Raw genomic sequence first — 16696 nt, 5'->3', positions numbered from 1 at the left:
GCCTTTTTTTATTTCTTCCCCTCCGAATAAACTCCTTTTTGTTTACTTTTTTTATGGCTGTCACAAATAAAATCATATATTTGCATGAGTTATTAAATATACCGACTCATGATGAATTCTTATTTGTCTCAAATGGTTCCGCAACAAGCGGAAAAGTATGGGAATAAAATAGCCTTAAAATACCGTGATTACGATACGGATTCTTGGATTTCCGTTACATGGAATCAATTTGCAAATAAAGTACGACAGGTTTCAAATGCCCTCATTGCCTTGGGGATAAAAGAACAAGAAAATATTGGAATTTTTTCACAGAACAAGCCGGAATCTCTTTATTTGGATTTTGGAGCTTTTGCCGACCGTGTTGTGACGGTTCCTTTATACGCTACCAGTTCGGAGACTCAAGTGCATTATATTTTAGAGGACGCTGAGATTCGTTTCCTTTTTGTTGGTGAGCAATATCAATATGATACAGCTTATCATGTATGCAGTCAGTGTAAAGGGCTCAGGCAAATTATTATTTTTGATCCATCTGTAACGCTTGCTCCAGAAGACAATACATCTATTTATTTTGATGCTTTCTTGGAGAAAGGAGGAAGCGGTGCTTTTCAGGAGGAAGTAAACAGACGCACTGCGGCATCTTCGTCGGATGATTTGGCAAATATCTTGTATACATCAGGAACCACAGGAGACTCGAAGGGTGTCATGCTTTGCCACTCTAATTATGAGACAGCTTTTAAGATAAACAAAATTCGGTTGGTGGACTTGAGCGATAAAGATGTTGTCATGAGTTTCTTGCCGTTTACTCATATCTTTGAGCGTGCATGGTCTTATTTCTGTTTAGGTCAGGGATGCGTGCTTTGCATCAATTTGCGTCCGCATGATATACAGAAAACGATAAAGGAGATTCGGCCTACAGCAATGTGTAGCGTTCCGCGCTTTTGGGAAAAAGTTTATGCAGGAGCACAAGAAAAAATTAACGAGACAAAAGGTTTGGCTAAAGCCATGATGTTGGATGCCTTGCGTACCGGTAAGAAGTATAATATTGATTACCGGATGAACGGCAAAAAGCCGCCTTTGTTTCTTGCCATGAAATATAAGTTTTATGATAGAACTATTTTTAATCTGTTGAAGAAGACCATAGGGATAGAAAACGGAAACTTTTTCCCCACTGCCGGTGCTGCCATACCTGAGAAAGTGGAAGAATTTGTCCATTCGGTAGGTATCAATATGGTTGCCGGATACGGATTGACGGAAAGTACAGCCACGGTGTCTTGTGATTGGAAGAACGACTTTCGTATTGGCGGGGTAGGTCGGGTTCTCTCAGGAGTAGAACTGAAGATAGGAGATAATAATGAAATCCTGCTGCGTGGGGGGACTATAACAAAAGGATATTATAAGAAAGAGGCCATTACGAAAGCTGTGTTTACAGACGACGGCTGGTTCCGTACGGGAGATGCCGGTTACATGAAAGATGGATTTTTATATCTCACCGATAGAATCAAAGATTTGTTTAAAACGTCGAACGGAAAGTATATCGCTCCGCAAGCCATCGAAACCAAGTTGGTGGTAGACCGGTATATCGACCAGATTTCGGTGATTGCCGACCAGCGGAAATATGTTTCGGCATTGATTGTTCCTGATTATCCATTGGTAGAAAAGTATGCACGCGAGCATCACATTGCTTATACCGATTTGAAAGACTTGTTAGAGAAGCCGGAGATACAAGAACTGTTCCGAATGCGTATCGATGTATTGCAGCAGCAGTTTGCCCATTACGAACAGATAAAGCGGTTTACACTGCTTCCCCAGCCTTTTAGCATGGAGCGGGGAGAACTGACCAATACACTGAAAATAAAACGTGCGGTTTTGTTGAAGAATTATGCGAAAGAAATAGAGAAGATGTACGAAGACTAAGAGTGTTTAAATTTTGCTCTGCCTCAGTTTGATATTTGTTTCCGAGGAGGATAGCAGGCTATCTGACGAGTGAAAACGGAAAAACAGACCAGAAACAAACTCAAAAAGGGCGGATAAAAGGACTTAATCGGAAAATTTAAACGAAGGCTCTAAATAAGAAAGCGGAAAATGTTTCGATAAAGATTGAAGCATTTTCCGCTTTTTTTCTGTTTGACGCGGGCCGCCCCAAAGGAAATCCCTGCTGTGTGATAGGCTGTAAACTAAAATAATCGTATCTTTGTACCCTCAAAATCAATGAAAATAATTTCCCGATATGATAACAATTGACCAATTAAAAGATGTAAAAGAACGTACAGCTGCACTTTATCGTTATTTGGATATTGAGAATAAAAAAGTCCAAGTAGAGGAAGAACAGCTCCGTACACAAGCTCCCGGATTTTGGGATGATGCGAAGAAAGCAGAGGCACAAATGAAGAAAGTGAAGGGCTTGCAGGGATGGATTGAAGGATACAATGAAGTAAAGACGCTGTCAGACGAACTGGAATTGGCTTTCGATTTTTACAAAGACGAACTGGTGACAGAAGCTGAGGTTGACGATGCATACGCTAAAGCACTTACAGCGGTAGAAGAACTTGAATTGAAGAACATGCTGCGTTCGGAAGCCGACCAAATGGATTGCGTATTGAAAATAAATTCCGGAGCCGGAGGTACTGAAAGCCAAGACTGGTCTTCGATGTTGATGCGTATGTACATGCGCTGGGCGGAGAGCCACGGTTATAAGTTGTCGGTAGCCAACCTTCAGGAAGGCGACGAGGCGGGCATCAAAACCGTTACGATGAATATCGAAGGTGCCTATGCTTACGGTTATTTGAAAGGTGAGAACGGAGTACATCGTTTGGTACGTGTCTCTCCTTATAATGCACAGGGCAAGCGTATGACTTCGTTTGCTTCGGTCTTTGTTACACCGCTTGTCGATGATTCGATCGAAGTAACGGTAGAGCCGGCGCGCCTGTCATGGGATACGTTCCGAAGCGGCGGTGCGGGAGGACAGAATGTCAACAAGGTAGAATCGGGCGTGCGCTTGCGTTATCAGTACAAAGACCCTTATACAGGCGAGGAAGAAGAAATCTTGATTGAAAATACCGAAACGCGCGACCAGCCGAAGAATAAAGAAAACGCCATGCGTCAGTTGCGCTCTATCCTTTACGACAAAGAGTTGCAACACCGCATGGAAGAGCAGGCAAAGGTAGAAGCCGGAAAGAAAAAGATTGAATGGGGCTCGCAGATTCGCAGCTACGTGTTCGACGACCGCCGCGTGAAAGACCACCGTACCAACTTCCAGACTTCGGATGTCAACGGTGTTATGGACGGAAAAATAGATGGTTTCATCAAGGCTTATTTGATGGAATTTTCCGACAGCGAATCGTAAAAGTAAAGATTTCGTTTGTATTTTCCTGAATTAGTTGTATTTTTGGTAAGTTGAATTTTAAAAAATAGAACTATGGGAAACTATAACAGACAAGTACGACGACAAAATCACGAAAAACGCGAAGAAGAAAAAGCGAACCGCCTGTTTAAATCAATATGTATTGCGCTGCTGCTATTGGCTGTACTGATGATTGTGGGATATGTATTGGCTTCGTGATAAATTTATTTTATAACACGTATATAATTAATGAAAATACAGTGTTGAGGAACGGATTCTGCGTTTCAGGATGGCAAACTGACTATCCGGTGCGCGGAATCCGCTTTTTTATGATAAAGACAAGTAAGAAACAATAACGATTATGGCGCAAGCAATAGAAATCGAACGCAAGTTCTTGGTGCTTGACTCGTCTTACCGCGAGCAGGCTTTTTCCAGTAGTAGGATTTGTCAGGGATATATTTGCAGTATGCGGGGGCGTACGGTGCGGGTGCGCATTCGCGACGGGAAAGGGTATCTTACCATCAAAGGTGCTTCGAACGAATCGGGCACAAGCCGTTATGAATGGGAACATGAACTTCCGCTCTCGGAAGCGGAAGAGCTGATGAAACTTTGCGAACCGGGGATGATAGATAAAACACGCTATCTGGTAAAATGCGGAACGCACACATTCGAAGTGGATGAGTTTTATGGAGCAAACGAAGGACTGGTTATAGCCGAAGTAGAACTGGCAGACGAAAACGAACCTTTTGAGCGCCCCGCTTTTTTAGGCGAAGAAGTGACGGGGCAGGTAAAATATTACAATTCATTTCTGATGAAAAAGCCTTATAAAGACTGGGAAGAAAATAAAAAACAGTCAGAATACCCCCTGTAAACTATCCGAATAGGGGGTGAAAACTGTTATCTGATAGTTTGTACCCCATCAGATAACGGTTATTGGGAAGTGGTCTCTTCTTTTTTGGGTTAATATTGCGATATCGAAACGATAAAAATAAAACGAATATTAATCTCAAAAAACATACAGATGAGAACTGCATCATTTGCTCAGAATTTATTGAGCGTACAGACAGAACTACTTCACTTTGCGTATAAACTTACGTCAAACCAAGAGGATGCGAACGACCTTCTTCAAGAAACATCATTGAAGGCTTTAGATAACGAAGAAAAGTATACGGCAGAAACCAATTTCAAAGGGTGGATGTATACTATCATGAGGAATATATTTATCAACAATTACCGTAAGGTACTGCGTGACCAGACTTATGTAGACCATACCGAGAATCAGTATTATTTGAATCAAGGACTGGATATTGAAGGCGAGTCGACCGACAGCTCATACGATTTGAAAGAAATGCATCGCATCGTTAATGCTTTGCCTAAAGAGTATCGTCTTCCTTTCTCCATGTATGTATCGGGATTCAAATACCGTGAGATAGCCGACAAATTGGGGCTTCCTTTAGGTACGGTAAAGAGTCGCATTTACTTTACACGCCAAAAATTGCAGGAAGAATTGAAAGATTTCCGTTGAAAATCCTTCCAAAAACACAAGCGGATGCGTTGATAGATTCATGCGTTAGTGTTGGGTAAAACATCCGCATGTTTTGACTGACACATGCGGTAGAATTTCAGACTGATGATTAGGTGATTTCAGTAACCCAAAGTAAGGGTATTAGCCTGCCATTATGAAACTGCGTTTTTCATTGGCAGGCTTTATTTTTTATACTTCCATATTACCGGCCTGCAAATATAGTAACCTAAAACCGAAGCGAGGATAACCCCCGTACAGTTTGCTGCAAAGTCCATCCAGTCGCCACTGCGGGTTTCGGTGCAGGTGGCTTGCAGGACTTCGATGCACCCGCTCATCAGTATCGGACATACGACAGCTCCCGTAATTAAGCGTTTGAGCATCAATGAGCAGTGGCGGAACAGATACTCTATCCATAGCGTGACAGACAATCCCCCATACATGCATACATGAACCATCTTGTCGATATAAGGAATTTCGTTTAACTCGGTTTCCGGAGGAGTGAAAAAAGAAAGATACCAGATAATCGCGATGACAATCAGTGATAAGGGATAACGTTTAATATAAGCTATCATGTTTAAATTCTTTATATTTGCTGCAAAAATACGAAGTTTTTTGTACTTTTGTACCCGATTTTGGTTCTAATTATCATCAAAAAGACAAAGTACATTATGCAACAACATCATCACGAGCGAGTTAGTTTCGGAAGTAAGATAGGCGCTATTCTGGCTGCGGCAGGTTCTGCGGTAGGTTTGGGGAATATCTGGCGTTTCCCTTATGAGACGGGAAATCATGGCGGAGCGGCCTTTATCCTCATTTATTTGGGCTGCGTTTTTATTTTCGGGCTTCCTATCATGATGGCTGAATTTACTATCGGGCGCCGTTCGAAAGCAAGTACGGGAGGAGCTTATCGCGTATTGGCTCCGGGCACTCCGTGGAAATGGGTAGGTTATTTGGGCGTGTTGACCGGTTTTCTTATATTGGGATATTATACCGTTGTGGCAGGATGGACGCTGGAGTATATCTTTCAGGCAGCTACTTTAGGTTTCTCCGGTAAAAGTCCCAACGATTTTATAACCATGTTCCAGCATTTTTCGCAAGACCCGTTGCGTCCGCTCATTTGGCTGTTTATCTTTATGTTTGCTACCCACTTCATAGTGGTGCGCGGTGTGAAAGACGGTATTGAAAAGTCATCGAAAGTCATGATGCCGGCGCTTTTTATTCTGGTTGTTTTGCTGGCAATATGTTCGCTTACCTTGCCGGGCGCAGAGAAAGGAGTTGAATTTCTGTTGAAACCCGATTTCAGCAAAGTTACTGCCGACGTATTTTTAGGTGCAATGGGGCAGGCATTTTTCTCGCTGAGTCTGGGCATGGGCTGTCTGTCTACCTACGCTTCTTACTTCGGAAAAGATACCCGGTTGGGACATACGGCTATGAGTGTAGGAGTAATAGATACCTGTGTGGCAGTATTGGCCGGACTGATTATTTTCCCGGCGGCATTTGCTGTGGGGATTCAGCCCGATGCAGGTCCTTCGCTGATATTCATTACGCTCCCCAACGTATTCCAGCAGGCTTTTGCCGGAGTTCCCATATTGTCGTATGTATGCTCTGTTGCATTTTATGTATTGTTGGCGCTGGCAGCTTTAACCTCTACGATTTCTTTGCATGAAGTCTCTACTGCCTTCCTGCATGAAAAGTTCGGTTTCACCCGCAGTCGTGCTGCTTCGCTTGTCACAGCAGGCAGCCTGCTTATCGGAGTTGTTTCATCGCTGGCATTGGGCGAATGGAGCGCATACACGATAGCGGGAATGAACGTCTTTGATGCGCTCGATTACTTGACGGCAAAAATCATGCTTCCCGTTTCCGGTATGTTTGCGGCTCTTTTTGTGGGTTGGGTGCTCGACCGCAAGATTGTACGCGGCGAAGCAACCAACTACGGTACTCTCAAGTCGTCTTATTATCCGCTATATATTCTGATACTGAAATTTGTTGCCCCCATCGGCATTGTTCTGATATTTGTCAACGAATTAGGGTTGTTAGGATAACGGCTGCATGTGGAAAGACTTTTTTTATTACTCCAAGTCAGAGCGGCGTGTCATTTTGTTTCTGCTGGTTTTGGCTGTATTTTTCTTGGGCTTTTACGTAGGCGCAGGACGGTGGAGCAGCCAAGAGTCTGCCCCGGAAGCTAAGAAAAGTCCGGCGGTAGATTCATTTATTGCCGACGTAAAAGCAAGAAAACACCGGAACCATCCCCGCCGTGAGTTGCGCAATAACGCTGCTGCCGAACAAATTCCGGTTGTTTTATCCCCGTTCGATCCCAATACAGCCGATTCCGTAACCTTACGTCGGTTGGGTTTGTCCGCCTTTGCCACCCGTAACGTACTGAAATACCGCTCGAAAGGCGGACAGTTTCGTACCCCCGAATCGTTTGCACGTATCTATGGATTAAGCGAGGCGCAATATGAAGAGCTATATCCTTATATCCGCATCCCGAAACAGCAACCGAAGTATGACACCGTTTTACATCGCGCTTCCGTGGAAAAAGATTCCATTATTCCCCGTGTTTCTTACAAATACCCCGAAGGAACGGTAATCGACTTGAATGCAGCTGATACGGCCGAACTGAAACGCATTCCCGGCATCGGCAGCGGACTGGCTCGCATGATTGTCGCCTACCGGAATCGTTTGGGAGGTTTTTATAGCGTTTCCCAACTGCAAGAAGTTCCCCACGTGGGAGAAGAATTGAACAAATGGTTCAAAATAGAATCCGACTCCCTGCGTCGGTTGAGCGTAAACCGCGACAATTTAGACCGGTTGCGTTCCCACCCCTACATGAATTTTTATAAAGCCAAAGCCATTGTGGAGTATCGCCGCAAGCGTGGAAAGATAAAAAGTCTGTCGCGCCTCTCACTGTTCGAAGAGTTTTCAGAGGAAGATCTCCGGCGTTTGTCTCCTTATTTGTCGTTTGAGTGATGTTTTATTCCAAATCGGTCATTAGAAATTTTTGCGAGCAAAATGTAAGACAACAACCTTTATTATGACCCAAATTTACATTGCACACCTTAATTATTGCCATAATTATAACGTATTTCACACAAAATGAAAGCCCGATTTTCTAATGACCGATTTGGGTTTATTGAATGGAGCTGATAGAATGGTCTTTGACCGCATCCCTGCATGTCTCAGAAGTGCTTTAAAACGGCAAAATCATGCGTCCTTTTGTCTTGTAAAATGCTACGGTTAGTGTTGCTTCATCCATGCGGTAGAATTACTTGGTTCTACCCATACGTTGCCTTGTCTTGCGAATAGAATTTTTCAGGCTTGAAATAGGGCGGGGTGGGGATATCAATAAGATAGGGTAACATTGGAGTTAAATGTTTGATTTACTTGATGAAAGATGTGTAAAAATGACATGTAAAACGAGGGTTCCCTACATTTACACATGCCATTTTGCTCTATGTGTCTGATTGGTTTACAGATGTTTTCCCGATGTGTTTCATTCCTTTATTTCCCGGCATCGTCTAATTGTTTCCTCAGTTCGTCCATCTTCTCCGGCGAAGCTGCTGTCTTGTAACGTATCTTACCTTCCTTATCAATTATCACGTAATGCGGTATGTACAGTGCGCCGTTATTGCCGAATGTGCCATAAATTTCTTGATTGAAGGCTTCCTGAACGCGGATGTGTTCTCCTTTCAGGTCATAGAGGACTGCCATCTTTTTCCATTTCTCTTCGTCTTCCGGACGGTCAATTGATAAGTATAGCAATACGATGTCTTTCTCTTTGGCGTAATCTTGCAGGGGTTTTACGAAGGCGAATGATTCGCGGCACGGACCACACCAAGTAGCCCAAATATCCATGAAGATTACTTTTCCTTTATATAAATCCGTAATCTCCTTCAAGGTTTTGACGTTAGTTGCATCGAGGAAATGAATGTCTTCCGACAGTGTTATCTGATTAAAAGCCTTGTTTTTTGCTACGGCAGCTTGAACCAATGTCCGCCAAGAGCTTTCGGGATATAGTTCGAAGAAGCGTTCGTTCAATAGTTGTATCTCTGGACTGAATTTTTCTCGGCTTTGGTCTTCCAAAAAGAGCAAAGCCATTGCTGCTTCTTGTGCCTTGCCCGTTAATGTGTGTTCATACGAGTAAAAGAGTACGTTTGGGTAATCTTGTTTGATAGTATCCGGAAGTTTTTCTCCCCGCATGAAGTAGCGTATTCCTGCCTCATTGCTTGCCACATCGTGGAATGCCGGACTGAAAGGACTGTCCGGATGGTTGATTTTACAGAAATCAGTCATCTTGTCCAGTTCGGCAAACCAAGACTTTTTGGTGGCTTCCGAAGCTCGATAGCAGGTTGCCATAGTCTGATTCTGGAAAGCTAACAATAGCTGCATACGTATGTCTTGTCTGGCTTTTGTTTGTAAACTTTCATCCAGACCGTCCAGTTGCGCTTCCAGCGAATCTGCATACGCTTTCAGTCTATGGGAAACAGATGTAGCTACCGTGTCTTTTGCTATTTGCCAACGGTCGCCCTGACGGGTACGTAAATCCAAAACATCGGCATCTAATTGGTTAAGGAGTTGGGTCAGTTTAATAACCTTTTCGTCCAATCCGCTGATGGATAGGTGGTGTTTATCCGAAGCGTCGATATTAAGATGGATGTTATGATCTTTGGTTATCACAGATCCTAACGCTGCTTTTCCCCACCAAATGAAGTCAATGCGCTCATATTCTCGTGCTGGCAGTGTCAATGTGAATGTACTGTCCGGCTGTATGTGTAAGGTATCTGTTGTAAACGGATTGAACATGCCGTCTGTCGATATCCTGTAAACGATAGTCCCGTTATTTATATTCCGGATAGAGCCGGTTATACGCACTTCCGGTTCGTTTTGGCAGGAAACCAGCAAATTACTCATTAAGAGGAAGTAGATAAAAGGTTTCCAATATTTTGTGTTTTGTTTCTTTTCGCAAAGCATAGTGCAATGATATGATAAGGTTTCTATAAACTTAGCAGATAATGAGGAATCACTTTGCCTGTCGATAAGCTGATAAAAATGTACCCTTTTGGAAGATATTATTCTGATATCTTTCAAAAGGGTATTAAGTAAGTATTATTGATGTGCAACATATCCCGCAGCCTTCGCAATCTTGGTAGGAATTTCTGTATTGTCGATGCGTCCGCGGAACAAATCAGAGCCTGCTCCGATGGCGAATACCGGAACATATCCTGCCGAATGTCCGCCGCTGGTCCATCCAACGAGGGCTATTTCGTCAAGGATGCGTTTTGCTTCTGCCGCTATCGGTTCATCTTGGGCGTATTCGCTCTTTTCCATCTTAACTTGCTGGTTTTTCAGACTCTTTTCATAGATGTCCTTCAGGCGCGCTTCCTGCTTTTCCGAAAGTTTCACCTTGTCCCAGAAACCGAAGTTGTCTTTTAGGGCTTGCTGTATTTGTTCCCACGTTACTTGATTGTTGGTCTTGGCACGCAGTTGGTTTACGATTCTGGTAAATCCGTTTTCGCTCACCTTCTGGTTTTTCAGCACCTGAAGGTTCAGTTCATACGCACCTGTGCCCAGTACCAGTCCACCCGTTTCATGGTCGGCGGTAATTACAATCAGCGTTTCGTCCGGGTGTTGCGAATAAAACTCGTAAGCCACCTTGATGGCGTTGTCGAAGTCGGTTACTTCATGGAATACCGTAGCCGCATCGTTGCTGTGACAAGCCCAGTCTATTTTCCCGCCTTCCACCATTAAGAAGAAACCTTTTGTGGCATCTTTGCTCAGGAAATTGATTGCCGAGCGCGTAATGTCCTGCAAGCTCAGGTCGGTTTTCTTGCGGTCGATGGCGTAAGGGATGGCGGTGCGGTCAGCTTTCGATGCCTCCTCCGTTTGGAAAAGAATCATCTTATCCGCTTTCTTACTCTTTTTCAGATACTCTTTATAACCGCGTGCGATGGTGTAACCGTTCCGTTCCGCCATGCTGTACAGGTTTTCAGAGCCAGCCTTTCCGCCGTTGTCCGGGTCAAGGAAATCAGAACCGGCATAAAAGTCAAATCCCGTTGTATACAGGTCTTTCCCTATCTCGTAATAGCTTCCGCGTCCGGCCTCGTGTGCATAAAAGGCAGCCGGAGTAGCATGGTCTACACTCACGCTGGTGGCGATGCCCACACGCTTTCCGCTTTCTTTTGCCCATACAGCTACGCTGTTTACAGGTGTCTCCAAGTCTTTCAATACGCCGATAGCCCCGTTTTTGGTCTTGTTTCCGGTGGCAAGTGCCGTTCCAGCAGCAGCAGAGTCGGTCACTCCGTTGGTGGCAGAAAAGGTAGTGGCTACGGTAGCCTGCGGAAACTGGGGAAACGACAGGGGTACGATACCGATTTTTCCTTCCAGTTCCCCGCGGTAAAGTTCGGTTCCCAAAACTTGGTTGACGCCCATGCCGTCACCGATGAAATAAAATACATATTTTGCCTGTTGTGCGTATGTCGAATAAAAAGACAAAAGCGTAAAGGCAATTAAAAGCGAAAATTTTCTCATAGATAACTGTTGTTTTAATCTTTAAATGTGCTTACAAAAATAAGGAAAAAACAAGAGACCCACGGGTTTTTCTGCTAAAATGTGGTATACAGTGAACAGGATGTAACGTTATTGTCATACAAATGAGAATGGTTTCTTACATTTATAAAAAGAATAGTATTTATGAAAAAACGTGAATTTATCGGGATTTGTTGTTGGGGCATTTCCTTACTGACTTCGTGTCAGCAAAACGAGTTTTTAGCAGAACATTCTGATGAGGCATTACAGTTAAGGTTACGGGCATCGGTGTGGAGCAACCATGTTGCATCACGTACAAGTACCGAAGAAGGGGGGACTTCCACGTTTCAGGAAGGCGATAACATCGGCTTTTTTATGCCCGAAGAAGAGAATCAGGCAAAGTGGACACTGGAAAGTGGAGAATGGCAAACGGAACAGAACCTGCAATGGAAAGATAAAGTAAATGAGTACACTTTTTGTGCTTATTATCCTTATTCGGATGCGACAGTTTCCCGGACGGCAGTTGAAATGACGGATTTAAGTAAACAGTCGGGCACGCTTTCCGGCATAGGGAAACAAGATTTTCTCGTAGCCCGCTGTACTGCTTCGTACGAGACAAATGACGGAGTGGTCTCTTTTACCGGACAATCAGCTTTTAAACATGTCTATGCGTTGGTTTCGGTGACGATAAAAAAAGACAAGGAATCGGAAAACGTATCAATGAACGAAATAAAATTTGAAGGAAAAGATTTGTTTAGTAAATGCAGCTATCAGTTCGGAGCTACTTCTGAAAAGGATACTGTTTTGGTAATCGAAGAAAATTCGGGCAATTCACTGACGTTCAGTTATGAGGAGCCACAGACAGTAGAAGCGGAAACAGGATATCGGGTTTTGGCATTGTTCAACCCCTCAAAGCTAAAGGAGAATTTGCACTTTTCGATTGCTTATCAGCGTGATGGAATTTCGTATACAGCTTCGACCGACCAGATGGGTACGACATTCGATTCGGGCAAGTTTTATAATTATACATTAAAACTATCGAAAGAAGGCTTGACTGTGGTTGGAAATACGATAGAAGGATGGGATGTAGAGACATTACCCGATATTTCTGTTGAAGAAAATCCCGCAGAATAAGTAAAAGAAGGAAGACACAGAAAGCGGCATTTGCTTGATATAAAGCAGTTGGCTGTATTTCTGTGTCTTTTGTTTTCGATTATTCCTGTTTTTGCGCAAAAACTTGTACCTTTGCAAACCTTAAATAATACACATCTTAATACAATTTATTCAGGAATATGAAAGCTCTGAAAGAACGCATCATGCGCGACGGGAAATGTTTTGAGGGAGGCATTCTCAAGGTAGACAGTTTTATCAATCACCAAATGGATCCGATTCTGATGAAATCGATGGCGGTAGAATTTGTACGGCGCTTCGCCAGTACGAAGATTAACAAGGTGATGACCATTGAGGCGAGCGGTATCGCACCTGCCATCATGGTAGGATATTTGTTGGAACTTCCCGTGGTATTTGCCAAGAAGAAAAAGCCGAGTACGATGGAAAACATGCTGACTACCACGGTTTACTCGTTTACGAAAGACCGCACGTATGATGTGTGTGTAAGCAAGGATTACCTTTGTCCGGGCGACCGTGTGTTGTTTATCGACGACTTCCTTGCCAACGGCAATGCGGCAAAAGGCATTATCGACTTGGTTCGGAAGGCAGGAGCAGAGTTGGTAGGCATGGGCTTTTTGATTGAAAAATCATTTCAGCACGGTGGCGATTACCTGCGCGAGCAAGGCATTCATGTCGAGTCATTGGCAATAATCGAGAGTTTGGATAACTGTCAGATTAAGATAAAAGAGTAAATCTCCGGTTCATGGAAAAAAAAACACAACAGGATTCGGCTCAGAAAGCCGGACTTATCTATGGGTTGAATGACCGTCCTCCTTTGAAAGATACGGTTTTTGCTGCACTCCAACATCTGCTTGCTATCTTTGTTGCAATTATCACGCCTCCGCTGATTATCGCCGGAGCATTGAAGCTCGATTTGGAAACGACGGGGTTTCTGGTGTCGATGGCATTGTTTGCATCGGGTATTTCAACATTTATTCAATGTCGGCGCATCGGACCGGTGGGGTGCGGACTACTCTGTATTCAGGGAACCAGTTTTTCTTTCATCGGGCCTATTATTACGGCAGGCGTTACCGGAGGATTGAGTACGATATTCGGTGCGTGTATCGTAGCTTCATCGGTAGAAATGCTTATCAGTAGGATACTGAAATATACACGTAAGGTAATAACCCCGTTAGTTTCGGGAATTGTGGTGACACTTATCGGCATGAGTCTGATAAAAGTGGGCATTTCGGCTTGCGGTGGCGGTGAAGTAGCGAAAGCAGACGGCACATTCGGCGCTTTGGAGCACGTGGGACTGGCGGCTTTGGTATTGGTGTTGATTATCTTCTTTAACCGCAGCTCAAACCGCTACTTGCGTATGAGTTCCATCGTAATAGGGCTGGTGATAGGTTACGTGGCGGCATGGGCTTTGGGCATGGTTGATTTTTCGTCTGTTCAAAACTTTGGAGGAGTGAATATCCCTATTCCTTTCCGTTACGGAATCTCGTTCGACATATCGGCTATCATCGGACTTGCACTGGTTTATCTGATAACGGCGATAGAAGCGTATGGCGACATTACAGCCAACTCGCTTATTTCCGGAGAACCGATAACGGGAGAAAAATTTGTGAAACGGGCTTCGGGCGGTATCTTGGCAGATGGGTTTAATTCAATGTTAGCAGGTATCTTCAACTCATTCCCCAACTCCATCTTTGCACAAAATAACGGAATGATTCAGCTTACCGGTGTGGCGAGCCGTTATGTGGGTTATTTCATTGCAGGATTCCTGATTCTGTTGGGACTGTTTCCGGCAGTGGGACTTGTGTTTTCACTCATGCCCGAACCTGTATTGGGAGGCGCCACTCTACTGATGTTCGGAACCGTGGCTGCGGCAGGTATCCGCATTATTGCCGCCCAAAAGATAGACCGTAAGGCTACATTGGTGATGGCTTTGAGTTTTTCTTTCGGACTGAGTGTCGAACTCGTACCGGAAATTCTGAGTCAATTACCCGATACGGTTCGTAACATCTTTTCTTCGGGTATCACAACAGGCGGGCTGACAGCCATTCTGTCGAATCTGTTGATACGGGTGAAAGAATAAAAAGTGGGGTTCTGTTGAAAAGTTATTCGCTTTCGAATCGCTTTTCAATAGAATCCAATATCGCATACAGTTCTTCCAATGTCTCGGCGCGAAGCATGGCGATGCGTGTGTCTCTGAAATTAGGAATCCCCTTAAACAGCGGGGAAGCTGCCAGATGTCGGCGTACGTGGAGAATCCCCCGGCGTTCGTCTAACAGGCTAACGCTGTCTGCTACCTCGCGGCGAAGCACATCCATTTTCCACTTAAAGCCCAACGGCGGTAATTCTTCACCTGTTGCCAGATAATGTTTTACCTCTTTGAATATCCACGGTCTGCCAAAGCTGGCACGTCCTATCATGATAGCATCCACTCCGTAACGTTCGAAACACTCTTTGGCGCGTTGAGGTGTGGTTATGTCTCCGTTACCGATAATCGGGATACGCATACGCGGATTCTTTTTTACTTCACCTATCAGAGTCCAGTCGGCTTCTCCCGTATACATCTGTGCGCGGGTACGTCCGTGAATGGTCAGTGCCTCGATACCGCAGTCCTGCAACTGTTCGGCAAGTTCGACGATGATTTTGTGTTCGGCATCCCATCCCAGACGGGTTTTTACGGTAACGGGAATCTTAACGGTATCAACCACGGCGCGGGTGATTTCCAACATCTTCGGGACATTCTGCAACATGCCTGAACCCGCTCCCTTTCCTGCCACCCGTTTTACCGGACAACCGAAATTCAAATCAAGTATATCCGGCTGCGCTTGTTCCACAATGCGGGCAGCTTCGACCATCGTATCAGTATCTTTTCCGTAGATTTGAATAGCCACGGGACGTTCTTTTTCGCTGATGTTTAGTTTAAGTAAAGTTTTTCCTACCGACCGTATCAAGGCATCGCTTGATACAAATTCAGTGTATACCATGTCGGCTCCAAACTCTTTGCATAACAAACGGAAAGCCGGGTCGGTTACGTCTTCCATCGGAGCCAATAAAACGGGTTGGTTTCCTAAGTCTATGTTTCTTATCTTCATTACGGTTGGTTTGTTTAAGTATCTTTATCCGAAGCAAACCCCCATACGGCGGCCTTGTATGATGAGGTCGTGGTTTTCTGTGACTAATTTTAATTTTCCGGCAGTCTCTTGTAACGGAATAGAGCCGATGACATCACCTTGCAGTGCCACCATACGTCCGAACTGGCCTTGCGCTATCAGTTCGGTTGCATGTCCTCCCATCCGGGTAGCAAGGTTACGGTCGAAAGCCGTAGGGCTTCCTCCCCTTTGAATATACCCCAAAACCGTTTCGCGTGTTTCAAAGCCGGTTTCGTATTCTATTTCTTCGGCAATAAATTGGGCAGCTTTTTTTCCGTCGCGCGTAGGAATCCCCTCGGCTACGACAACGATAGAGTAAGGTTTCCCTTTTTTCAATCGGTTGATAATTGTGTCTCCGATTCGGTGCATATCGAAAGGAATCTCAGGAAGTAGGATAATATCTCCGCCTCCCGCCATACCGGAATAAAGCGCAATCCATCCGGCTTTATGTCCCATCACTTCAATTACCATGACGCGCTGGTGTGAACTGGCAGTAGAGTGAAGACGGTCGATGGCATCGGTAGCAATAGAAACAGCCGAGTCGAATCCGAAAGAAATATCTGTGCCCCATACATCGTTATCAATCGTTTTGGGGATAGATACCACGTTGACTCCCGCTTCTTGCAGTTTGGCAGCCGTTTTTAACGTACCGTTTCCGCCAATGCAAACAATGCAATCCAATCCGCGTTCATGAATGGTATTCAGCAGCATGGCAGGCTTGTCTTCCGACATGGCTACGTTTCCCCGTCTTCTGAAAGGTTTCTCTCTGGAAGTTCCCAAAATGGTTCCACCCATATTGAGCAGTCCGGTTAAAGAACTTTCAGTTAACGGAATGACATCATTATCCAATAAGCCACGAAAACCGCTATGAATACCATATACTTCCATTCCGTAATAGTTGATAGCTGTTTTGCAGACGCCGCGTATCGTTGCATTGATTCCCGGACAGTCTCCTCCCGAAGTCAAGATTCCTATCTTCATAATTTCTGTATTTGCTTTGTGATGTAAAGGTAAGAAAAAACTGTATAA

General features: G+C 44.4%; 15 protein-coding genes. 10 read left to right on the top strand and 5 right to left on the bottom strand.

The features are described from left to right. The first annotated feature begins 108 nt into the window (after positions 1–108). From H9626_RS14345 to H9626_RS14325, 5 genes are all read left to right on the top strand, one after another. Positions 109–1914, top strand: coding sequence for an AMP-dependent synthetase/ligase (locus H9626_RS14345; RefSeq protein ID WP_191710908.1), 1806 nt, complete (start codon positions 109–111; stop codon positions 1912–1914). A 313-nt stretch (positions 1915–2227) separates the two neighbouring features. Beyond that, entirely contained in the window at positions 2228–3343 is a 1116-nt protein-coding gene (prfB, locus tag H9626_RS14340) for a peptide chain release factor 2 (RefSeq protein ID WP_178256623.1), read from the top strand. A gap of 72 nt (positions 3344–3415) precedes the next feature. Then, positions 3416–3559 (top strand): hypothetical protein, encoded by a 144-nt coding sequence (locus H9626_RS14335; protein WP_178256624.1) that lies wholly within the window; start codon positions 3416–3418, stop codon positions 3557–3559. A gap of 142 nt (positions 3560–3701) precedes the next feature. Continuing rightward, complete coding sequence (locus H9626_RS14330; RefSeq protein WP_191710907.1) at positions 3702–4211, top strand: CYTH domain-containing protein; 510 nt, start codon at positions 3702–3704, stop codon at positions 4209–4211. 150 nt (positions 4212–4361) lie between these two features. Continuing rightward, complete coding sequence (locus H9626_RS14325; RefSeq protein ID WP_178256626.1) at positions 4362–4865, top strand: RNA polymerase sigma factor; 504 nt, start codon at positions 4362–4364, stop codon at positions 4863–4865. Positions 4866–5047: 182 nt separating this feature from the next. Here H9626_RS14325 and H9626_RS14320 read toward each other — a convergent pair whose 3' ends face one another. Beyond that, positions 5048–5452: a VanZ family protein gene (locus H9626_RS14320; protein WP_484251446.1), complete on the bottom strand. Its 405-nt coding sequence runs from the start codon at positions 5450–5452 to the stop codon at positions 5048–5050. 81 nt (positions 5453–5533) lie between these two features. Between H9626_RS14320 and H9626_RS14315 the strand changes: the two genes are divergently transcribed. Together H9626_RS14315 and H9626_RS14310 are read left to right on the top strand one after the other, a co-directional pair. Further along, positions 5534–6907 carry a sodium-dependent transporter gene (locus H9626_RS14315; protein WP_191710905.1) on the top strand — a complete coding sequence of 458 codons (1374 nt, stop codon included), beginning with the start codon at positions 5534–5536 and terminating at the stop codon, positions 6905–6907. A 7-nt stretch (positions 6908–6914) separates the two neighbouring features. Then, positions 6915–7835, top strand: coding sequence for a helix-hairpin-helix domain-containing protein (locus H9626_RS14310; protein WP_191710904.1), 921 nt, complete (start codon positions 6915–6917; stop codon positions 7833–7835). A 531-nt stretch (positions 7836–8366) separates the two neighbouring features. Here H9626_RS14310 and H9626_RS14305 read toward each other — a convergent pair. Together H9626_RS14305 and H9626_RS14300 are read right to left on the bottom strand one after the other, a co-directional pair. Then, complete coding sequence (locus H9626_RS14305; RefSeq protein ID WP_225231030.1) at positions 8367–9776, bottom strand: TlpA disulfide reductase family protein; 1410 nt, start codon at positions 9774–9776, stop codon at positions 8367–8369. Positions 9777–9971: 195 nt separating this feature from the next. After that, positions 9972–11393: an alkaline phosphatase gene (locus tag H9626_RS14300; protein WP_191710902.1), complete on the bottom strand. Its 1422-nt coding sequence runs from the start codon at positions 11391–11393 to the stop codon at positions 9972–9974. 162 nt (positions 11394–11555) lie between these two features. Between H9626_RS14300 and H9626_RS14295 the strand changes: the two genes are divergently transcribed. The 3 genes from H9626_RS14295 (at position 11556) to H9626_RS14285 (ending at position 14601) form a co-directional block, all read left to right on the top strand. Next, positions 11556–12524, top strand: coding sequence for a fimbrillin family protein (locus H9626_RS14295; RefSeq protein ID WP_191710901.1), 969 nt, complete (start codon positions 11556–11558; stop codon positions 12522–12524). A gap of 158 nt (positions 12525–12682) precedes the next feature. After that, positions 12683–13252, top strand: coding sequence for a xanthine phosphoribosyltransferase (gene xpt / locus H9626_RS14290; protein ID WP_178256633.1), 570 nt, complete (start codon positions 12683–12685; stop codon positions 13250–13252). A gap of 11 nt (positions 13253–13263) precedes the next feature. Then, the gene (locus tag H9626_RS14285) at positions 13264–14601 is read left to right on the top strand and encodes a nucleobase:cation symporter-2 family protein (RefSeq protein ID WP_191710900.1); all 1338 of its coding nucleotides are present in this window, start codon (positions 13264–13266) and stop codon (positions 14599–14601) included. Between the two features lie 22 nt (positions 14602–14623). On the opposite strand, the gene dusB is transcribed toward H9626_RS14285, so the two are convergent. Both dusB and H9626_RS14275 read right to left on the bottom strand, forming a co-directional pair. Next, positions 14624–15610, bottom strand: a complete 987-nt coding sequence (dusB, locus tag H9626_RS14280) for a tRNA dihydrouridine synthase DusB (RefSeq protein ID WP_191710899.1) — start codon at positions 15608–15610, stop codon at positions 14624–14626. A gap of 24 nt (positions 15611–15634) precedes the next feature. Further along, a complete protein-coding gene (locus H9626_RS14275) occupies positions 15635–16648 on the bottom strand; it encodes an ATP-dependent 6-phosphofructokinase (RefSeq protein ID WP_178256636.1) in 1014 nt (337 codons plus the stop codon). Between the last annotated feature and the right edge of the window lie 48 nt (positions 16649–16696).

It is taken from the genome of Phocaeicola faecium (genome assembly GCF_014837055.1).
In the GTDB taxonomy this organism is placed as follows: domain Bacteria; phylum Bacteroidota; class Bacteroidia; order Bacteroidales; family Bacteroidaceae; genus Phocaeicola; species Phocaeicola gallinarum.
The sequence above is the reverse complement of the archived record's forward strand: the minus strand, read 5'-3'. Positions and strand labels throughout refer to the sequence as shown.

Excerpts from the sequence above, each read along its gene's own strand:
- H9626_RS14345 (WP_191710908.1), top strand. The coding sequence starts at position 109 with ATGATGAATTCTTATTTGTCTCAAATGGTTCCGCAACAAGCGGAAAAG.
- prfB (WP_178256623.1), top strand. The coding sequence starts at position 2,228 with ATGATAACAATTGACCAATTAAAAGATGTAAAAGAACGTACAGCTGCA.
- H9626_RS14335 (WP_178256624.1), top strand. The coding sequence starts at position 3,416 with ATGGGAAACTATAACAGACAAGTACGACGACAAAATCACGAAAAACGC.
- H9626_RS14330 (WP_191710907.1), top strand. The coding sequence starts at position 3,702 with ATGGCGCAAGCAATAGAAATCGAACGCAAGTTCTTGGTGCTTGACTCG.
- H9626_RS14325 (WP_178256626.1), top strand. The coding sequence starts at position 4,362 with ATGAGAACTGCATCATTTGCTCAGAATTTATTGAGCGTACAGACAGAA.
- H9626_RS14315 (WP_191710905.1), top strand. The coding sequence starts at position 5,534 with ATGCAACAACATCATCACGAGCGAGTTAGTTTCGGAAGTAAGATAGGC.
- H9626_RS14310 (WP_191710904.1), top strand. The coding sequence starts at position 6,915 with ATGTGGAAAGACTTTTTTTATTACTCCAAGTCAGAGCGGCGTGTCATT.
- H9626_RS14305 (WP_225231030.1), bottom strand. The coding sequence starts at position 9,776 with ATGAGTAATTTGCTGGTTTCCTGCCAAAACGAACCGGAAGTGCGTATA.
- H9626_RS14300 (WP_191710902.1), bottom strand. The coding sequence starts at position 11,393 with ATGAGAAAATTTTCGCTTTTAATTGCCTTTACGCTTTTGTCTTTTTAT.
- H9626_RS14295 (WP_191710901.1), top strand. The coding sequence starts at position 11,556 with ATGAAAAAACGTGAATTTATCGGGATTTGTTGTTGGGGCATTTCCTTA.
- xpt (WP_178256633.1), top strand. The coding sequence starts at position 12,683 with ATGAAAGCTCTGAAAGAACGCATCATGCGCGACGGGAAATGTTTTGAG.
- H9626_RS14285 (WP_191710900.1), top strand. The coding sequence starts at position 13,264 with ATGGAAAAAAAAACACAACAGGATTCGGCTCAGAAAGCCGGACTTATC.
- dusB (WP_191710899.1), bottom strand. The coding sequence starts at position 15,610 with ATGAAGATAAGAAACATAGACTTAGGAAACCAACCCGTTTTATTGGCT.
- H9626_RS14275 (WP_178256636.1), bottom strand. The coding sequence starts at position 16,648 with ATGAAGATAGGAATCTTGACTTCGGGAGGAGACTGTCCGGGAATCAAT.